At 69.3% G+C, this 16,901-nt stretch carries 12 protein-coding genes; 7 read left to right on the top strand and 5 right to left on the bottom strand.

Features of this window, described 5'->3' with window-relative positions:
* Positions 1–56 precede the first annotated feature (56 nt).
* Genes E1218_RS16790 through E1218_RS16770 form a run of 5 tightly spaced genes read right to left on the bottom strand, consistent with a single transcriptional unit; the run spans position 57 to position 8,795 of the window.
* Positions 57–2,051 (bottom strand): heparinase II/III family protein, encoded by a 1,995-nt coding sequence (locus E1218_RS16790; RefSeq protein ID WP_202866054.1) that lies wholly within the window; start codon positions 2,049–2,051, stop codon positions 57–59.
* Positions 2,048–4,270, bottom strand: a complete 2,223-nt coding sequence (locus tag E1218_RS16785; RefSeq protein ID WP_132321122.1) for a bi-domain-containing oxidoreductase — start codon at positions 4,268–4,270, stop codon at positions 2,048–2,050. The genes E1218_RS16790 and E1218_RS16785 overlap by 4 nt, the downstream gene beginning before the upstream one ends.
* A 25-nt stretch (positions 4,271–4,295) precedes the next feature.
* Entirely contained in the window at positions 4,296–6,227 is a 1,932-nt protein-coding gene (asnB, locus tag E1218_RS16780) for an asparagine synthase (glutamine-hydrolyzing) (RefSeq protein WP_132321120.1), read from the bottom strand.
* A gap of 1 nt (position 6,228) precedes the next feature.
* Positions 6,229–7,458, bottom strand: a complete 1,230-nt coding sequence (locus E1218_RS16775; protein ID WP_202866053.1) for a glycosyltransferase family 4 protein — start codon at positions 7,456–7,458, stop codon at positions 6,229–6,231.
* Positions 7,455–8,795: a UDP-glucose dehydrogenase family protein gene (locus tag E1218_RS16770; protein WP_132321118.1), complete on the bottom strand. Its 1,341-nt coding sequence runs from the start codon at positions 8,793–8,795 to the stop codon at positions 7,455–7,457. The genes E1218_RS16775 and E1218_RS16770 overlap by 4 nt, the downstream gene beginning before the upstream one ends.
* A gap of 1,007 nt (positions 8,796–9,802) precedes the next feature.
* Here E1218_RS16770 and E1218_RS16765 point away from each other — a divergent pair.
* The 7 genes from E1218_RS16765 to E1218_RS16735 form a co-directional block, all read left to right on the top strand.
* Positions 9,803–10,897, top strand: coding sequence for an NAD-dependent epimerase/dehydratase family protein (locus E1218_RS16765; RefSeq protein ID WP_132321116.1), 1,095 nt, complete (start codon positions 9,803–9,805; stop codon positions 10,895–10,897).
* Positions 10,897–12,141 carry a class I SAM-dependent methyltransferase gene (locus tag E1218_RS16760; RefSeq protein WP_132321114.1) on the top strand — a complete coding sequence of 415 codons (1,245 nt, stop codon included), beginning with the start codon at positions 10,897–10,899 and terminating at the stop codon, positions 12,139–12,141. Before E1218_RS16765 ends, E1218_RS16760 begins: the two co-directional genes overlap by 1 nt.
* A gap of 32 nt (positions 12,142–12,173) precedes the next feature.
* The gene (locus tag E1218_RS16755; RefSeq protein WP_202866052.1) at positions 12,174–13,031 is read left to right on the top strand and encodes a glycosyltransferase family protein; all 858 of its coding nucleotides are present in this window, start codon (positions 12,174–12,176) and stop codon (positions 13,029–13,031) included.
* Positions 13,031–13,696 (top strand): PIG-L deacetylase family protein, encoded by a 666-nt coding sequence (locus E1218_RS16750; RefSeq protein WP_132321112.1) that lies wholly within the window; start codon positions 13,031–13,033, stop codon positions 13,694–13,696. Before E1218_RS16755 ends, E1218_RS16750 begins: the two co-directional genes overlap by 1 nt.
* 15 nt (positions 13,697–13,711) lie before the next feature.
* Positions 13,712–14,854 (top strand): class I SAM-dependent methyltransferase, encoded by a 1,143-nt coding sequence (locus E1218_RS16745; protein WP_132321110.1) that lies wholly within the window; start codon positions 13,712–13,714, stop codon positions 14,852–14,854.
* Positions 14,855–14,980: 126 nt separating this feature from the next.
* On the top strand, positions 14,981–15,646 hold the full coding sequence (locus E1218_RS16740) for a class I SAM-dependent methyltransferase (RefSeq protein WP_132321108.1): 666 nt from the start codon (positions 14,981–14,983) through the stop codon (positions 15,644–15,646).
* Positions 15,647–15,824: 178 nt separating this feature from the next.
* The coding region (locus tag E1218_RS16735) for an MATE family efflux transporter (protein WP_132321106.1) at positions 15,825–16,901 on the top strand (1,077 nt) is incomplete at its 3' end.

The following is a 16,901-nucleotide window of genomic DNA, read 5'->3' as shown; positions in this document are numbered from 1 at the left end:
GATCGGTTCGGAGTAATAGAGGGCCCGGAACGCCGAGTGATACAGCGAAACCCCGGTCAGGACCGGAATCGGAACGTGCTGGTCGCGGGGGAGTCCGGGCCGAGAACGCCGGAACCGACCAGCGTCGTGATCGGCACCTTGCGCCCGAATCGCGGTGAGTACCAGCCCAGCAACGGATCGTCGGCACCCGAGTACGCCGTCCAGCTCAGGCCGGCGGGCAGATCGGCGTCCGCAGACCCGTTCGGCCACTTGAGCCGGGCGGTCGCGCCGTCCAGCTCGACTGTCACGTCCGGCCCGAGATGCCAGGCGATCCGTACTCCGACGGCATCGATTCCTTCCCCACCTCGTCGCCCCGGTCGGTGGTCGAGCCGGTCCTCGACCCGCAGCACGCCACCGTCGAGTACAGCGGTCCGCCGATGCGTGACCGGGGTCTCGCCGGACTGGTAGCCGTCGTGCTCGGCGTCCCAGATCACCACGTCACCGTCGGCGTCGACGCGCCGTACGCGGCCGTTGGCCCCGCGCAGCCAGAGGAACGGGCCGCCCCGGACGGACTGCTCGGCACCGGCGACCTCGACGGTGTTGTGGGCGATCGTCGAGCGGAAGTAGTTCCGCCACTCTTCCTCGCCGTGGTAGCAGTACGTGCCTGGATCGGCCAGCACGTCGACACCGCCGACCCGGACCTCGAGCGAGAGTGCGTCGCAGTGCGCGTGCGCCGCGATCGACAGGAAGCCGTGCGGACCCGCGTCGGCGCGGCACCAGATCTCCGGGCCCGCGTCACGACTGCGCAGGATCGTGATCCCGGCGTCGGCGAAGTGGTCCGGGCGCTCGGCCGGCCGGTCCGGCTGCGTCCCGCTGACCAGGCTTCCGGCCAGTACGGCGGTCGTCGTCGGCGGACTCACCGGCCACCACGAGGGCCGCCCGAGCACCGCGGCGCCGAGGGACAGGAACGCCGACCAGCTGTGCACGTCGGGTGGATCGAGGACGAGCACCATGCCTTCGTCGTCGTCACCCTGGCGTGGTGGCCGCAGAGTCTCGTCGACGATCGCGGCGGCGACGTCGAAGGTCCGGGTCAGCAGCGACCACGTCTGCTGGCTCAGCGGATGACCGGCCCTGTCCGCCTCCAGAGCGGCGTACAGGCCGAGCTCGGAGACGAAGCGGTGGTAGTCGGAGGCGAGCTCGCGGTTGACGCCGGACGGGAACGTGTTGGCGTCCAACTCCCTTTCCAGCAGGGCAGCGGCGTCCGCACGCCACTTGTCGCTCTGGGAGAACCAGGGGAACGCGCAGGCGCCGACGAGCCGGCCGGCGGCCTCGGCGATCACGTGGTTGTTCGCCGACGAGCCACGGCTCTGGAACGCCGCGAGGTAGCGCTGGTGCCAGTACAGCTGCCGCAGCGCGAGCTCGTTGTGCTCGAAGAGGTCGGTGACCTCGGGCCAGTCCTCGAGCAGCCGGCGGATCCAGGTCCAGCTGATCAGCCGGATGCCGATCTCGATGCCGCTGGCCCAGTGCACACCGGACAGGAACGGGTTCGACCGCCACCAGTCGTTCAGGTGGTCGGCGACGCGCTCGGCGTACCTGTCGTCATGGGTCAGGTACCAGGCCGCCGCCAGCTGGGTCAGGTGGTGGTGCCGGGACAACTCCCAGACCTGCTTGATGTTCCCGACCAGCTCCTCGTTGCGGTGGTTCAGCTTGAAGGTGTACTCCGACGGGTCGGAACGCCGGCCGGTCGTCGGGTCGCGGAACCAGTCCGGCGACGTCAGATCCGTCCGATCGACGCCGAGCACCTCCAGCCTCCCGGCCAGGATCGCGTCCGCGGTCTCGATCACCGCTCTGCGCGCATCATCCGGTACGGCGCCCGCCGCGTGCGGAGGAAGCGCCGCCGGGAACGTCAGCCCCTTGCGCAACGGCACCTGGGTCCTGGCGTTCTGCCCTGGCCGGACCTGCTGGTAGGCCCAGGCAGTACGCCGTCCGTGGTCGCGGGTGCGCCAGACCAGCTCGGTGGGGGACATCCGCCGCAGGCGGCGGACGTACCAGCCCAGAGGCTGCCGGCTCACACCTTCCCCTGACCGGGGCGGTGGGGCGGGGATGGAACCTGCTCAGCGTGACCGCTGGCGAGGCTCTTGTCGACCGCGATGGTCGCCCGGGTGGTGGCGATCAGCGAGTCGAACGGGATCGGCATCGGCCCGCCGGACTTCACCGCCGCGACGAACCGCTCGAGCTCCGTCCGCTGGCCCTTGTCGGTGCCGCGCGTCTTCCGGGTGGACGGCTTCCGGCCGGTCCACACCGAGGCGCTCTGGAAGTTGTCCAGCCGGCCGTTGCGGCCGCCACCGGTGACGTCCAGCGTCTCCTTCGGGAACCGGGAGTTGCCGCCGCCGACGTAGCTGATCGTGCCGACCGAGCCGTTGCCGAACCGCAGGCTGACGACCACGTCGCCGGTGTCCGGTCCGGGAACGGCGTACACCTCGGTCGGCGGGCTGTCGAGCCACCAGCTCAGCGTGTCGATGAAGTGGCCGCCCTCACCGGCGAACCGGCTGCCCTCCTTGTCCTGGTCGAGGTACCAGCTGGACGGATCCAGCCGGCCCGCGTTCACCAGGTACCGCAACGACGACCCGCCGCCGGGGTGGCCGAATCGCTCCCGCAGACCGGTCAGCAACGGCGCGAACCGCCGGTTGAACCCGACCATCAGCCGGTCGTTGCCGGTGGCCTCCGCGGTCGCGACGATCCGGTCCAGGTCCTCGTCGGTCAGCGCCAGCGGCTTCTCGACGAAGACGGCCTTCCCGGTCTCCAGCGCCCTGCACGCCAGGTCCGCGTGCGTGCTGTGCCGGGTCACCACGAAGATCGCGTCCAGGCTGTCGTTGGTCAGGACGTCGTTCGCGTCGGTCGAGATCCGCTCGAACCCGAACCGCCGCTGGGCGTTGGCCGCCGACAACGACTTGTTCGTCGCGACGTGCGCGAGCACGGCGTCGTCGTTCTTCTGCAGGTGCGGAAGAAGCATGCTGGACGCGTAGTTGCCCGCCCCGATGAAACCGAACCGGGCGGCGCCGGCCGGAGCCGGCCGACCGGCAGGCTCCCGCCGCCGAGTGACACCAGGAGCAACCACGCCCTCAGCGGGCGGCAGCTCACCCTCGCCTTGCGGCTCGGGCTTTGGGTACTCGAAGAGGAAGCCGACGCCGGGGAGGGCGCCGGAGGAGAGCTGCTGGTAGACCTCGGTGGCGTCGGCGATCGGGAAGACCCGGGCGACCAGCGAGCCGACGTCGATCTGTTCGCGGGCGATCAGGTCGACGAAGCACTCGAGGTTGCGGCGTTCGGTCCAGCGGACGTAGCCGGCCGGGTAGTCGATGCCTTCGAGCTCGTAGCGGTCGTCGTACCGGCCAGGGCCGTACGACCGGGAGAACCGGACGTCCAGTTCCTTGTCGTAGTACGCGTTCCACGGCAGGTCGAGCTTGGTCTTGCCGATGTCGACCACGCGGGCGCGGTCGCGGGCCAGCCGGGCGGCGGTCTCGACCGGGCCGTTCGAGTGCCCGCCGGCCGCGAGCAGGACGTGATCCGCGCCGAGACCGTTCGAGGCCTCCAGCAACGACCGCTCGAGGACGGCGATCCCCGCCTCGTCGGCGGACGAGCAGTGCAGCGCGCCGGCCTTCTCCGCCATCCGGCAGCGGTCCTCGACGGTGTCGATCCCGAACACCCGGACGCCGGCCGCGACCAGCAGCCGGACCACGAGCTGACCGACGAGACCGAGCCCGATCACCACGGCGGTGTCGCCGAGTTGCACCTCGGACTGCCGGACGCCGTGCATCGCGATCGCACCGACGGTCGAGAACGCGGCCTGCTCCGGCGGTACCCCGTCCGGCACCGGCACGCACAGGTTGACCGGCACCCAGTTGTACTCCGCGTGCAGCGCGAACTCGTTGCCCGCGGCAGCGACCAGCTGACCGACGCTGAACTCCTCGGCTCCCGCGCCCACCTCGACCACGACCCCGCACAGCGAATAGCCCAGCGGGGTGTAGGAGTCGAGCTTGTTCATCACCTTCTTGTAGGTGTTGAGCGCGCCCTGCTGGGCGACCGAGTCCAGCACCTTCCTCACCTGGTCGGGCCGGGCCCGGGCCTTGCCGAGCATCGACAGCCTGGCCTCGCCGACCTTCATCAGCTCGGTGCCGGTCGAGATCAGCGAGTAGAGCGAGCGGACCAGGACACCGCCGGGCGCGCAGCTCGGCGCCGGTACGTCGAGAACCGCGAGCTCACCGGACTTGTAGTTCTGTGCAACCTGTTTCATGCCAGTCCTTCAGAGAGAAACGTCGTCACAAGGAGGTGATGGTCACGCCCAGGGAGCGCATGTGCCGGCTCCAGGTCTCCAGGGTCAGCAGCTGCCAGATCTGCTTCGAGTAGTCCTCACGCCCGGCCCGCTCGTCGTCGACCAGCCGCTGCACGGCCGTCTGCCGCAGGAAGCCACTGCCGACGAGCTCGCCGCGCAGCAGCACGTCGTCGACGAGCTCGCGCAGGTCGTTGCGGACCCAGGCCCGCAGCGGCGCGCTGAACGACGCCTTCGGCCGGTAGATGATCTCCTTCGGCAACCAGGCCTCGGCCGCCTTCTTCAAGGCGAGCTTGCCCTGCCGCCGGTGGATCTTCTCGCTGCCGGGGATGGAGAACGCCGCCCGGGCGACGATCGGGTCCACGAACGGCGTCCGGACCTCGGTCGACGCGGCCATGCTGGACCGGTCGGTGTAGGCCAGGTTCAGGCCGGGCAGGAACATCCGCGCGTCGGCCAGGCACATCCGGTTCACGTGGTCGTCGAGCGTGGTGTCGTGGTAGATGTCGCTGTGCTCGCCGATCAGCTTGCCGACGTACGGCTCGAGGTCGGGACTGAGCAGGCCGGCCAGCTGGTCGGCGTCGTACATCGTGTAGCTGCGCCGGAACGCCGTCTCCTCGGGCAGGTCGGCGAACGTCAGGAACCGCTTCGCCCAGCGTGCGTACCGCAGTCCGCGGCCGTTCGCGGTCACCGGCAGCCGCCGGACCGCGGGACCGACCAGCCCGTTGCGCAGTGCGCCCGGAAGCCGCTGGTACTGCGCTCCCATCACACAGGCGAGGTGTTTGCGGTAGCCGCCGAACAACTCGTCGGCGCCCATCCCGGACAGCAGCACCTTGACCCCGGCGTCGCGGGCGGCGTCGCACATCAGCAGCGTGTTGATCGCGGCCGGGTCGCCGATCGGCTCGTCCAGGACGTCGACGATCCGGGGCAGCAGGTCAACCACGTCGGGCGCGATCTCGATCTCGTGCAGGTCGATGCCGAACTGCTGGGCCACCTTGCGGGCGTAGATCGCGTCGTCCGGCATCGCCTCGAGCCGCTGGTCCTGCGCGCGGAAGGTGATCGTGTACGAGTCGATCCCCGGGTCCAGGCGCTTGGCCAGCACCGTGACCAGGCTGGAGTCGAGCCCGCCGCTGAGGAACGTCGACACCCCGACGTCGGCGACCAGGTGCGCCGCGACCGACTCCTCGATCACCGACCGCAGGTCGGCGGGCGGCCCGGCGGCCGCCTCGGTGGCGACGTCGGTCACCCGCCAGTACGTCTCGTGCCGGCTGCTGCCGTCCGGCCGGAACTCGGCCCACGACCCGGGCGGCAGCTTCTCCACACCCTCGATCGCGCACCGCTGCTCGGGCAGCCAGTAGTAGAGCATCGACGCGATCAGCGCGCCCGGATCGGTCCGCAGCTCGGGGCCGATCGCGGCGACCAGCGCCTTCAGCTCGGACGCGAAGATCACGCCGCCGTGCCGGCGGTGGAAGTACAGCGGCTTGATGCCCAGCGGGTCGCGGGCCAGGTACAGGCTCCCGCTGTCCTCGTCGAGCATCGCGAACGCGAACATGCCACGGAACCGCGACAGTGCCGCCGGACCCCAGCGGCGCCAGGCCTCCAGCACCACCTCGGTGTCGGAGTGGGTCCGGAACGCGACCCCGGACCTGGCCAGCTCGGCCCGCAGCTCCTTGTAGTTGTACAGCTCGCCGTTGTAGCTGATCGTCAGGCCGCGCTTGCTGAACGGCTGGTCGGCCCCCGACGACAGGTCGATGATCGACAGCCGCCGGTGCGCCAGGTAGGCCCTGATCGCACGGCTGCCGTCGCCGTCCTCGAACCGGTACACGCCGTCGGCGTCCGGACCGCGGTGCGCGATCCGGTCGTTCATCGTGGTCGCCAGGGCCAGCCCGTCGTGCTGCTGGTAGCAACCGGCGATGCCGCACACGTCAGGACCCCGATGCCTGGCGGAAGTCGCCGAGCACGCTGGAGTGACCGGTCAGCTGGTCGTACACCTCGAGGTAGGACTTCTGCTGGTGCTTCCAGGCGAGCGCCTGCTCGACCCGTTCGCGCCCGAGCCGGGCCATCCGGCGGCGGCGGACCTCGTCGTCCAGCAGGTCGACGATGGCCTGGCCGTACTTCTCCACGTCGTTCGGCTCGACGTACACCGCGGCGTCGGCGGCCGACACCCTGGTCTCGACCAGGTCGAAGGCGACGACCGGCAGCTCGAACGCCATGTACTCCATCGTCTTGTTCATCGTGGAGACGTCGTTGAGCGGATTCTTCGGGTCCGGCGACAGCCCGAGGTCGGCGGTCGACATCACCGTGCGGACCGTCTCGTCCGGCACCCGGCCGGTGAACTCGACGTGCTCTTCCAGACCGAGCTGGTCTCGTAGCGCGACCACCTCGTCGAAGGCGTCACCGCCGCCCATCAGCGTGAACGCGATGTCCGTGCGGCCGAGCTGGTTGACGACCACGTCCGCGGCCCGGACGACGATGTCGACGCCGTCCTGCGGACCCATGACGCCGATGTAGGTGACCAGGTAGCGGTGACCGCGGCGGACCGAGTCGTCCGCCGAACCGCGGCGCAGCTTGTCCGGATCGGGACCGGTGCGGACGACGGTGACGTCGTGGTTGGCCTTGCCACTGCGGGTGATCGCGATGTGCCGGTACGAGTCGTTCGTCGAGATCACGTGGTCGGCCGTGCGGTGCGTCCGCCGCTCGAGCCAACGCAGTCCCTTGTACGCCGGACTCGACGTACCGCCGAACCGGGACTGGAACAGCTCCGGGCACAGGTCGTGGTGGTCGAACACGAACCTGGTGCGGTCGAGCCGGCGCAGCAGCAGCGCGATCGGCCAGAAGATGTCGGGCGGGTTGCACGCCTGCATCACCAGGAACTTGCCCGCCTTGCGGGCCCGCAGCACCAGCCGCAGCGTCATCAGGAACGAGTAGGCGTACTCAGCGACGAAGCTGAGCTTGCTGCCACCGGGCGCGTACGCCTTGTACTTGTGCACGGTGACCCCGTCGAGCACCTGGTACGACGGATCGCCCGGGCCCTTCGGGCAGACCACGGTCACGTCGTACCCGGACCTCGCCAGGGCCTGGCACTCCAGCCAGACCCGGCGGTCGAACGGGACCCACAGGTTCTGGATGATGATCAGGACGCGCGGACCGCTCACCAGGCCACTCCTTCGTATCCGGTCAGCGCCTCGACCTCGGCGCCGAGCCGCCCGCTCAGGTCGATGGTCCGGGCCGGCGGGGTGGCCAGCAGGGCGCTGACGGCCGCGGGGTCGGTCGCCGAGACCAGCGCCAGGTCCGCGCCGCGGAGCGCCTCGGCCGGGTCGGCGGTCAGTACCCGCTGCAGGTGCGGCAGCTTCGAGGTGACGTGCCGCAGGTTGGCGCCGACCAGGCGGCTCGGGTTCACGATCGCGTCGTAGATCCGCAGGTTGTAGCCCTTGCCGATCAGCCGCTCGGCGAGCTCGACGCTCGGGCTCTCCCGCAGGTCGTCGGTGGCGGTCTTGAAGCTCAGGCCGAGCAGCGCGATCTCCCGGCCGGGGCCGGCCACGACCCGGTCGACGACGTCGCGAACGGTGAGCTCGTTGGTCGTCAGCGTGCCGGCCAGCAGCGGCAGGTCGGTGTCGTTGACCCGGGCCAGCTGGAGCACCGAGCGCAGGTCCTTCGGCAGGCACGAGCCGCCGAACGCGAACCCCGGCCGCAGGTAGTACGGCGAGATGTTGAGGCTGGTGTCCTGGACGAAGATCCGCATGACCTCGCGCGAGTCCACGCCGTAGTGCCGAAAGATCCGCCCCATCTCGTTGGCGAACGAGACCTTGGTCGCGTGGAACGCGTTGCAGGCGTACTTGAGCGCCTCCGCGGTCCGGACGTCGACCACCTGCACGTCGACCGGGAGACCGCGGTTCTCGAAGATGAAGCCGAACAGGTCGGTCAGAGCGGTACCGACCCGCGCGTTCCGGGTGCCGACGACGACGAACGGCGGGTCGTAGAAGTCGGCCAGGCCGGACCCCTCCCGGAGGAACTCCGGGCACATCGCCGTACCGAAGGTGAAGTCGCCCGAGCCCGGCACCTCGGCCAGGACCTGCTCGACGACCTCGTCGACGGTGCCCGGCGGGACCGTGCTGCGGACCACGATGCTGTGGAAGCCCGAGGCCGGCGGTGCGACCACACCGGCTGCTTCCGCGATGTCACGGACCGCACGCCGGATGTAGGTGAGATCCGTACTGCCACTGGCGGTGGACGGCGTCCCCACACAGATCAGCGAGACGTCCGCGCCGTCGAGCGCGAGTCGCGGGTCGGTGGTCGCGTGCAGTCTGCCCGCGGTGACACCGTCCGCCACCAGTTCGTCCAGGCCGGGCTCGACCACAGGGCTGTGCCCCTCGGTGATCGGACCGACCTTCGCGAGATCGACATCGACCCCCCAGACGTCGTGGCCGTTGGCGGCCAGGCACGCCGCCGTCACCGATCCCACGTAGCCCAAGCCGAATACGGCAACCTTCATAACGCCCCCCACAGGCTCATGACACAGACGTTCGCGTGCTTGTCGCAGCGCCCATGAGAGCAGCGTCGACACCGTTCTGATACATGCGGCGGAAAGAATCTGATCGGCCCGCGCCACTCGGGCTGTCCATGAGGATCAGGTGGGAGGACCCGGACGGACCGATCCTGATTTCACGGAACGTGTTCGGCATCACGACATCGGAGTGATCATGGAAGCCTCGTACGACCTGCCGAACGGCGAGCGGGTCCGGATAGTCACACCGCGACGGTTGGCGGGACTCTTGGCCGCATCCGGGAGCTCTTCGGCTCCGGCGAGGTCCTGCCGGTCTTCTTCGTCGATCGGCTGTACGAGGCATGGCAGCGCGACAAGACCAGCGCCGCCGGCAGAGAGTTCGCGGCCTTCCGGAAGGCGTGATGGCGCTACGCGAGGGCGACTACATCGGCAGGCAGCTCGGCTACGGTCCGTCGTCCCAGAATCTCAGGGATGCCGTCGAGATCAAGGTGGAGGTCTTCGACAACGGCGGCGACGAGCGAGCGTCCCAGGCCGTCGCACCGGCTGATCCACCGCGAGTTCACTCCGCCGCCGAAGGTCGAGAACGGCCGGGTGGTCGTGGACCAGAAGGCTCTGCGGGCCGGCAGGTCGTGACATTCGACCGTCGCAGCGACGAGCCGGCCGGTATCGCGGACGAGGCCCTCAGCAGCAAGGGGTACAGACCACCACGCGTCGACTGCCGATGCCGCGGGACGTGCTGGAGCAACTCGCCCGCGAGAGTGCAGCGGCTGGAATCACGACGCCCAGGCCGTCGAGCTCACCGAAGGCGAGTGTGCGTCGGACCGACCGCCCTGAAGGTAAGCCATCGCGCGAGCGGTGAGTACCGCTTGCGCGCAGGGTCGCTCTGAGGTCGATCGAACTCAGCTGCCGCGAACTCGAATTCCGTCCGTGTGTATCACGGCGCCGGCTCGGTGATCTGTTCTAGCGACGACGGAGCCGAGCGGAGGAGCGGGCGGATGAGAGTTCTGGTCACCGGGGATCGCGGGTACATCGGTGCGGTGATGGTGCCGTTCCTGCGGGACGCCGGGCACCAGGTGGACGGTCTGGACACCGGGCTGTACGAGGGCTGCGACCTGCTCGGCGGGCCGGACCCGATCGGCTCCCGGAAGCCGCGCGACATGCGCGACGTCACCTCGGCCGAGCTCGGCGGGTACGACGCCGTCGTCTGCCTGGCCGCGCTGTCCAACGACCCGCTCGGTCACCTGAACAAGGAGGCGACCTACTCGGTCAACCTCGAGGGCACGCTGAACGTCGCCCAGGCGGCCAAGGAGGCCGGCGTCGAGCGGTTCCTGTTCGCCTCGTCCTGCAGCCTGTACGGCGCGGCCGGCTCCGAGGCGGTCGCCGAGGACGCCGAGATGTTCCCGGTGACGCCGTACGGCGAGACCAAGGCGCTGGCCGAGAAGGAGCTGTCCAAGCTCGCCGACGACAACTTCAGCCCGACGTACCTGCGGAACGCGACCGCGTACGGCGCCTCGACCCGGCTGCGGCTCGACATCGTGGTGAACAACCTGACCGCGATCGCGATGACCAGCGGCCAGGTCCGGCTGGAGAGCGACGGCACCCCGTGGCGGCCGCTGGTGCACATCGAGGACATCAGCCGGGCGTTCCTGACGGTGCTCGAGTCGCCGCGCGAGGTGATCCACGACGAGGCCTTCAACGTCGGCCGGTCCGAGGACGTCGTCCAGGTCCGCGACATCGCCGAGATGGTCCGCGACGCCGTGCCCGGCTCGGCCCTGTCGATCGCCGACGGCGCCGGCCCGGACCTGCGCAACTACAAGGTCGACTTCGGCAAGCTCGAGGACACCTTCCCGGACCTCAGGCTGCAGTGGACGGTGCGCAAGGGTGTCGACGAGCTCGCCGCCGCGTACCAGCGGCACGGCCTGACCCAGGCGGACTTCGACTCCGCCCAGTTCGTCCGGCTGCGCCGGATCCAGCAACTGCTGTCCGCGGGCCTGGTCGACGACCAGCTCCGCCGGCAGACCGACGACCAGTTCCCGGGTCCCGGGGACGCACTGTTCGTCACCACCGACTCAGTCGAGGAGAAGCACTGATGGGGGTATCAGTCGCCTGCCGCCTGTGTGGCGAGCCGTTGACCCGTACGTTCGTCGACCTGGGGATGTCGCCGCCGTGTGAGAGCTACCTGCGGGCCGACCAGCTCGACAGCGGTGAGACCTTCTACCCGCTGCACGTCCGCATCTGCGACAACTGCCTGCTCGTCCAGCTGCCGGCGTACGTCGCGGCCGACGACGTGTTCAGCGACTACCTGTACTTCTCGTCGTACTCGACCAGCTGGGTGGAGCACGCCCGCCGGTTCGTGGTCGACATGCAGGAGCGGCTGGACCTCGGTGCCGAGAGCCTGATCGTCGAGGCGGCCAGCAACGACGGCTATCTGCTGCAGCACGCCGTCGCCCTCGGTATCCCCGTGCTCGGCATCGAGCCGGCCGGGAACATCGCGGCGATCGCCAACGAGAAGGGCATCCGGACCGAGAGCTACTTCCTCGGCGAGGAGACCGGTACCGACGCGGCCGCGCGGCACGGCAGGGCCGACCTTGTCGTCGGCAACAACGTGTTCGCGCACGTGCCGGACATCGTCGACTTCGCCAAGGGCCTGCGGGCGCTGGTGAAGGACGACGGCCTGGTGTCGCTGGAGTTCCCGCACCTGCTCCGGCTGATCGAGCGGCGTCAGTACGACACGATCTACCACGAGCACTACCAGTACCTGACGCTGAAGACGGCCGCGCTGGCGCTGGAGAAGGCCGGCCTGAAGGTGGTCGACGTCCAGGAACTGGCCAGCCACGGCGGTTCGCTGCGGCTGATGTCGCAGCCCATGGACGCACCTGCAGCGACGGCGGGGGAGCCTTCTGAACTCGTGCTGAAGGTCCTGCAGGACGAGGCCGACGCCGGGCTGCACACGGTCGAAGGGCACGCGGGCTTCGCGCGCGAGGTCTTCACGATCAAGGCCGAGCTGCTGGAGTTCCTGGTCCAGGCTCAGCGCGCCGGCAAGTCGGTCGCCGGGTACGGCGCTCCCGGCAAGGGCAACACGCTGCTGAACCACTGCGGCATCCGCGAGGACCTGCTGGCGTTCACGGTCGACCGCAGCCCGCACAAACACGGCATGTTCCTGCCCGGCACGCACATCCCGATCCACGCGCCGGAGCGGCTGGCCGAGGCACGGCCGGACTACATCGTGATCCTGCCGTGGAACCTGCGCGAGGAGATCGTCCACCAGTTGGCCTACGCACGGGAGTGGGGCGCGAAGTTCGTCGTCCCGATCCCGCGCCTCGAAGTGATCTGAAAACGACAGCGGTTGTGGGGGAGGGACAGTCAATGAAGGTCGTGATCTTCTGTGGGGGGTTCGGGCTGCGGATGCGCAGCGGGGTGGACTCCGCACCGAAGCCGATGATGACGATCGGCGACCGGCCGGTCCTGTGGCACGTGATGCGGTACTACGCCCACTTCGGGCACACCGAGTTCATCCTGTGCCTGGGATTCGGCGGCTCCGCGGTGAAGGAGTACTTCCTGCGCTACGAGGAGACGGTCTCCAACGACTTCGTGATGACCAAGGGCGGGCAGCGAATCGAGCTGCTCGACTCCGACATCAACGAGTGGAAGATCACCTTCGTCGACACCGGGATCGACACCTCGATCGGTGAGCGCCTGCGCCGGGTCCGGCCGTACCTGGAGGACGACGACGCGTTCCTGGCGAACTACGGCGACGTGCTCACCGACGCGCCGATGGACAAGATCGTCGACCACGTGATGACCAGCGACATCACCGCTAGCCTGCTCGCGGTGCCGCCGCAGGCGTCCTTCCACGTGGTCGAGTTCGGCACCGACGCCCGGATCACCGGACTGCGGTCGGCCGCCGACCTGAACGTCTGGATCAACGGCGGGTACTTCGTCTTGAAGAAGGAGATCTTCGACGTCCTGCACGAGGACGAGGACCTCGTCGGCGACGCGTTCCCGCGGCTGTCCGCGATGCGCCGGCTGGAAGCCATCCCGCACCACGGTTTCTGGGCGCCGATGGACACCCTGAAGGAGCGCAGCCAGCTCGAGGAGCTGTACCGCTCCGGCAAGAAGCCGTGGGCGCTGTGGAGCCACGAGGCCCGGCAGCAGCGTTCGCAGGTGCTGGAGAAGCCGCTCGACCTGCCCGGTGACGACGCCCCCATGGTGGTGGCGATCTGATGCTGCCGTTCCAGCTCGGTCTGATCGAGCGCCCGGTCCACCTGGTGGCTGTTGGCGCTCACCCGGACGACATCGAGATCGGCTGCGGCGGCACGCTGCTCAAGCTGGCCGAGTCGGTGCCGGAGCTGACCGCCGAGTTCGTGATCGCGACCGGCAGTCCGCTCCGGCTCGACGAGGCCCGCCGGGCGGCGGAGTTGTTCCTGCCGGAGTGCGAGGTGACCGTGACCTCGGCCGAGCTGCCGGACGGTCGGCTGCCGTCGTACTGGAACGAGACCAAGGAGTTGCTCGAGGCAACGGCTCGGGGTGCGCAGGCACCCGGCGGCCGCCGCCCCGACCTGGTGCTGGCGCCGAGTCGCACCGACGCGCACCAGGACCACCGGCTGATCGCCGAACTGGCGCCGACGGTGTGGCGGGACCATCTGGTGCTGCACTACGAGATCCCCAAGTGGGACGGCGACTTCAGCCGGCCGTGGCTGTACGTCGACCTGACCGAGGAGCAGCTGCGGGAGAAGATCACCCGGCTGCACAAGGCCTACCCGTCCCAGGTTCCGCACGACTGGTTCGACGAAGAGGTCTTCGCCGGGCTGGCCCGGCTGCGCGGGATGGAGTGCCGGGCGCAGTACGCGGAGGCGTTCACCACGGCCAAGGCGACATTGACATGGTGACTGCATGGTGACTGCATGGTGACCGGAGGGGGTCCAGTGAGCTTCAAGTGCCGAGGGTGCGCGGGGGAGAACGTCGTACCGGTGGTGGACATCGGGGCGCAGCCGTGTGCCGACTATTTCCCGTCCGCGGACACACCCGGACCGGACCCGCGCTGGCCGCTCGAGCTCTGGCTGTGCCAAGACTGCACGCTGGTCCAGCTCGGTCCGGTCGAGCCGCAGCTGCCGGAGGAGCCGCTGGCGGTCGAGTCGGCGACCAGCATCGCGCACGCCGAGAAGTCGGTGAAGGAGATCCTGGCCGAGTATCCGGAGCTGAACGGCGGCGTGGTGTTCGAGTTCGCCAGCCATCACGGCGGTTCCTGGCTGCAGCACCTGTACGCCGCCGCCTGCCGGCCGGCCGAAGACGGCGAACAGGCCGACCTGGTCGTGGACGTCCACGGCATCGTGCACGAGCCCGCATTCGGTGAGCTGTTGAAGCTGCGCGCGGACCGGCTGGCACCGGGCGGCCTGCTGGTGATGGAGTTCCACCACCTGCTGCCGCTGTTCGTCGGCAACCAGTTCGACACCATCCGGCACGGGCATTGGTCGTACATCTCGCTGCGGGCGCTGCAGAACGTCGCGGCGTTGCACGGGCTGACCGTCGAGTCGGTGAAGCAGGTCGAGATGTTCGGCGGCAGCCTCATGGTGATGCTGCGGCACACCGCGGACGCCAAGCCGGATGCGTCGGTGGATGTGGTGCTGGCAGACGAGGACGCGGCCGGCATCGCCGACGAGGTCCAGCTCGGCAGCCTGCAGGAGGCCGCGTGGCACGCGGCCGGAGTGCTGCACGACGAGCTCACCCGCCATAAGGCCGCCGGCCGGACCGTGCTCGGGTACGGCGCGCCCTCGAAGGCGCCGGTCCTGCTGGACCTCAGCAAGGTCACCACGGACCTGCTGCCGTTCACGGTCGACATGGCCACCGGCAAGCACGGTCGCCGGATCCCCGGGGGCTGCGGCGTCCCGATCCGGCCGATCGACGAACTGCGCGCCGCGAGGCCGGACGTCGTCCTCGTGCTCACCTGGGACATCGCCGACGAAGTGATCGCCCAACTGGAGGCCGGTGGCGGCTGGGGTGCGACGTACCTCGTCCCGCTACCCGAGCCGCACGAAATGAAGCGTTGACAGAGAAGCCGATCTTCGGATGGCTCGCCGAGAGGAATCAAGATGACATTGCCGGTTTCGTCTGTCGCAAGGGTCCTGCGCGGCTCGTCGGGGCTACGAGGTGTGCTCCGGCCTCTTCGTGGCGCGATGGCCAGGGTGGCGTTGATCCACCGCCTGAGGTGGCAGGTCACCTCGCGGGAGGCTTTGTTCACCCAGGTCTATGAGACGGCGGGATGGGACAGCGGGGAGTCGGGGTCCGGTACGGGATCTGAGTTGCGCGCCACCGTCGACATCCGCCGGCAGCTGCCTGAGCTTCTGACGCGCCTCGGCGCAACGTCGTTGCTCGACGCGCCGTGCGGCGACCTGAACTGGATGCGTCAGGTCGAACTTCCGGTGCGGGACTACCACGGTGTGGACATCGTGCCGAGCGTGATCATGGAGAACCGGCGGCGCTTCGGCGACGCGCACCGGCACTTTGCTGTTGCTGACCTGACCCGCGAGGAGCTGCCTCGAGCCGACGTGATCCTGTGCCGGGATTGCCTCGTGCATGTCTCGTTCCAGGACGCGGCGCTGATTTTGGAGAACTTCCGCGCCACCGGTGCAACCTGGCTGCTGGTCAACACCTATCCGTACGTCGACCGCAACCGGAACCAGTTCACCGGCAGGAACTGGCGGCGATTGAATCTTCGCCTCCCGCCCTTCGAGTTTCCCGAACCGGTCGAGTCCTTCCCGGACGGCGGCGACGTCGATCCGAGTCGACTCGCCCTGTGGAAGCTCCAGGAGCTCCCTCCTGTGCAGCGGAGCGCAGTGTGAGCGGATCGACGAAGCCACCTCTGCCTGCAGGAGCCGGCCTGGCCGCCTTCTTCGCGCCGCCCGTGGTGGTGACCGCCAGTGCCACAGGGCAGTTGGGCGGTGCCGGTGACGGCTCGGGCGCCACGTATCTCATCGTGGTGCCCGCCCGGACAGAGTCGTAGGTCCGACCATGAGAGGGGTGCTGCGCCGCGTTACCTGGGGACTCGCTGACCAGGCTGTGACCAGCCTGGTCAGCTTCGTGGTCGGCATCGTCGTCGCGCGGTCGCTGGGCGCTCTGGAGTTCGGCGCGTTCAGCCTGGCCTGGGTGACGTACGGGGTAGTGGTCAACATCTCGCGCGGCCTGGCCACCGATCCGCTGGCCGTGCGTTTCAGCGGTGTACCGCGCTCGGTCTGGAAGGCGGCGGTGGCCAGCTCGTCCGGGATGGCGATCGCGGTCGGCCTGGCGACCGGCGCGATCTGTGCCGTGGTCGGTGCCGCGCTCGGCGGCAGACCCGGCGCCGCGTTCATCGCGCTGGGCGTGGTGCTGCCGGGACTGATGCTGCAGGACAGCTGGCGGTTCGCCTTCTTCGCCTCGGGTCAGGGCGGCAAGGCGTTCCTCAGCGACATCACCTGGGCAACCGCGCTGGTGCCGCTGCTGTACCTGGCGAAGCAGGACGGCCCGAGCGTCACCAAGTTCGTCCTGGCCTGGGGTGCGGCCGGAATCTTCGCCGCGTTGGTGAGCGGTCTGCAGGCCGGCGTCGTCCCGAGGTTGTTCCGGGCCCGGCGGTGGCTCCGGGAGCATCGCGATCTCGGTCTGCGCTACCTCGCCGAGAACGTGACCATCAGCGGTGCCTACCAGTTGAAGATGTACGGTCTCGGCGCGTTCGCCGGGGTCGCCGCGGTCGGTACCGTCCGCGGCGCCGAGATGATGCTCGGTCCGTTCTTCATCGTGCTGTCCGGTATCGGTCTGGTGGCAGTGCCGGAGGCAGCCAGGATGCTGCGTCGTTCGCTGCGGGCGCTGAAGGGATTCTGCCTGCTGATCGGCAGCGCCCAGGCGCTGGCCGCGCTGGCCTGGGGCATGACGCTGGTGCTTACGATGCCGCACGCCTGGGGGCATGCGGTGCTCGGTGAGGTCTGGGACGCCACCGAACCATTGTTGCTGCCGGCCACTTTGTCGGTGATGTTCGCCAGTTTCTACACCGGTGCCTCGGCCGGCCTGCGCGCGCTCGGCGTGGCCCGGCGGAGCCTGAAGGCGCAGCTGTACGCGTCGGCGGCC

The sequence above is a fragment of the Kribbella turkmenica genome, from assembly GCF_004348725.1.
Classification (GTDB): Bacteria; Actinomycetota; Actinomycetes; order Propionibacteriales; family Kribbellaceae; genus Kribbella; species Kribbella turkmenica.
Note: the sequence above shows the minus strand (reverse complement) of the source record. Positions and strands in the feature narration are given on the sequence as shown.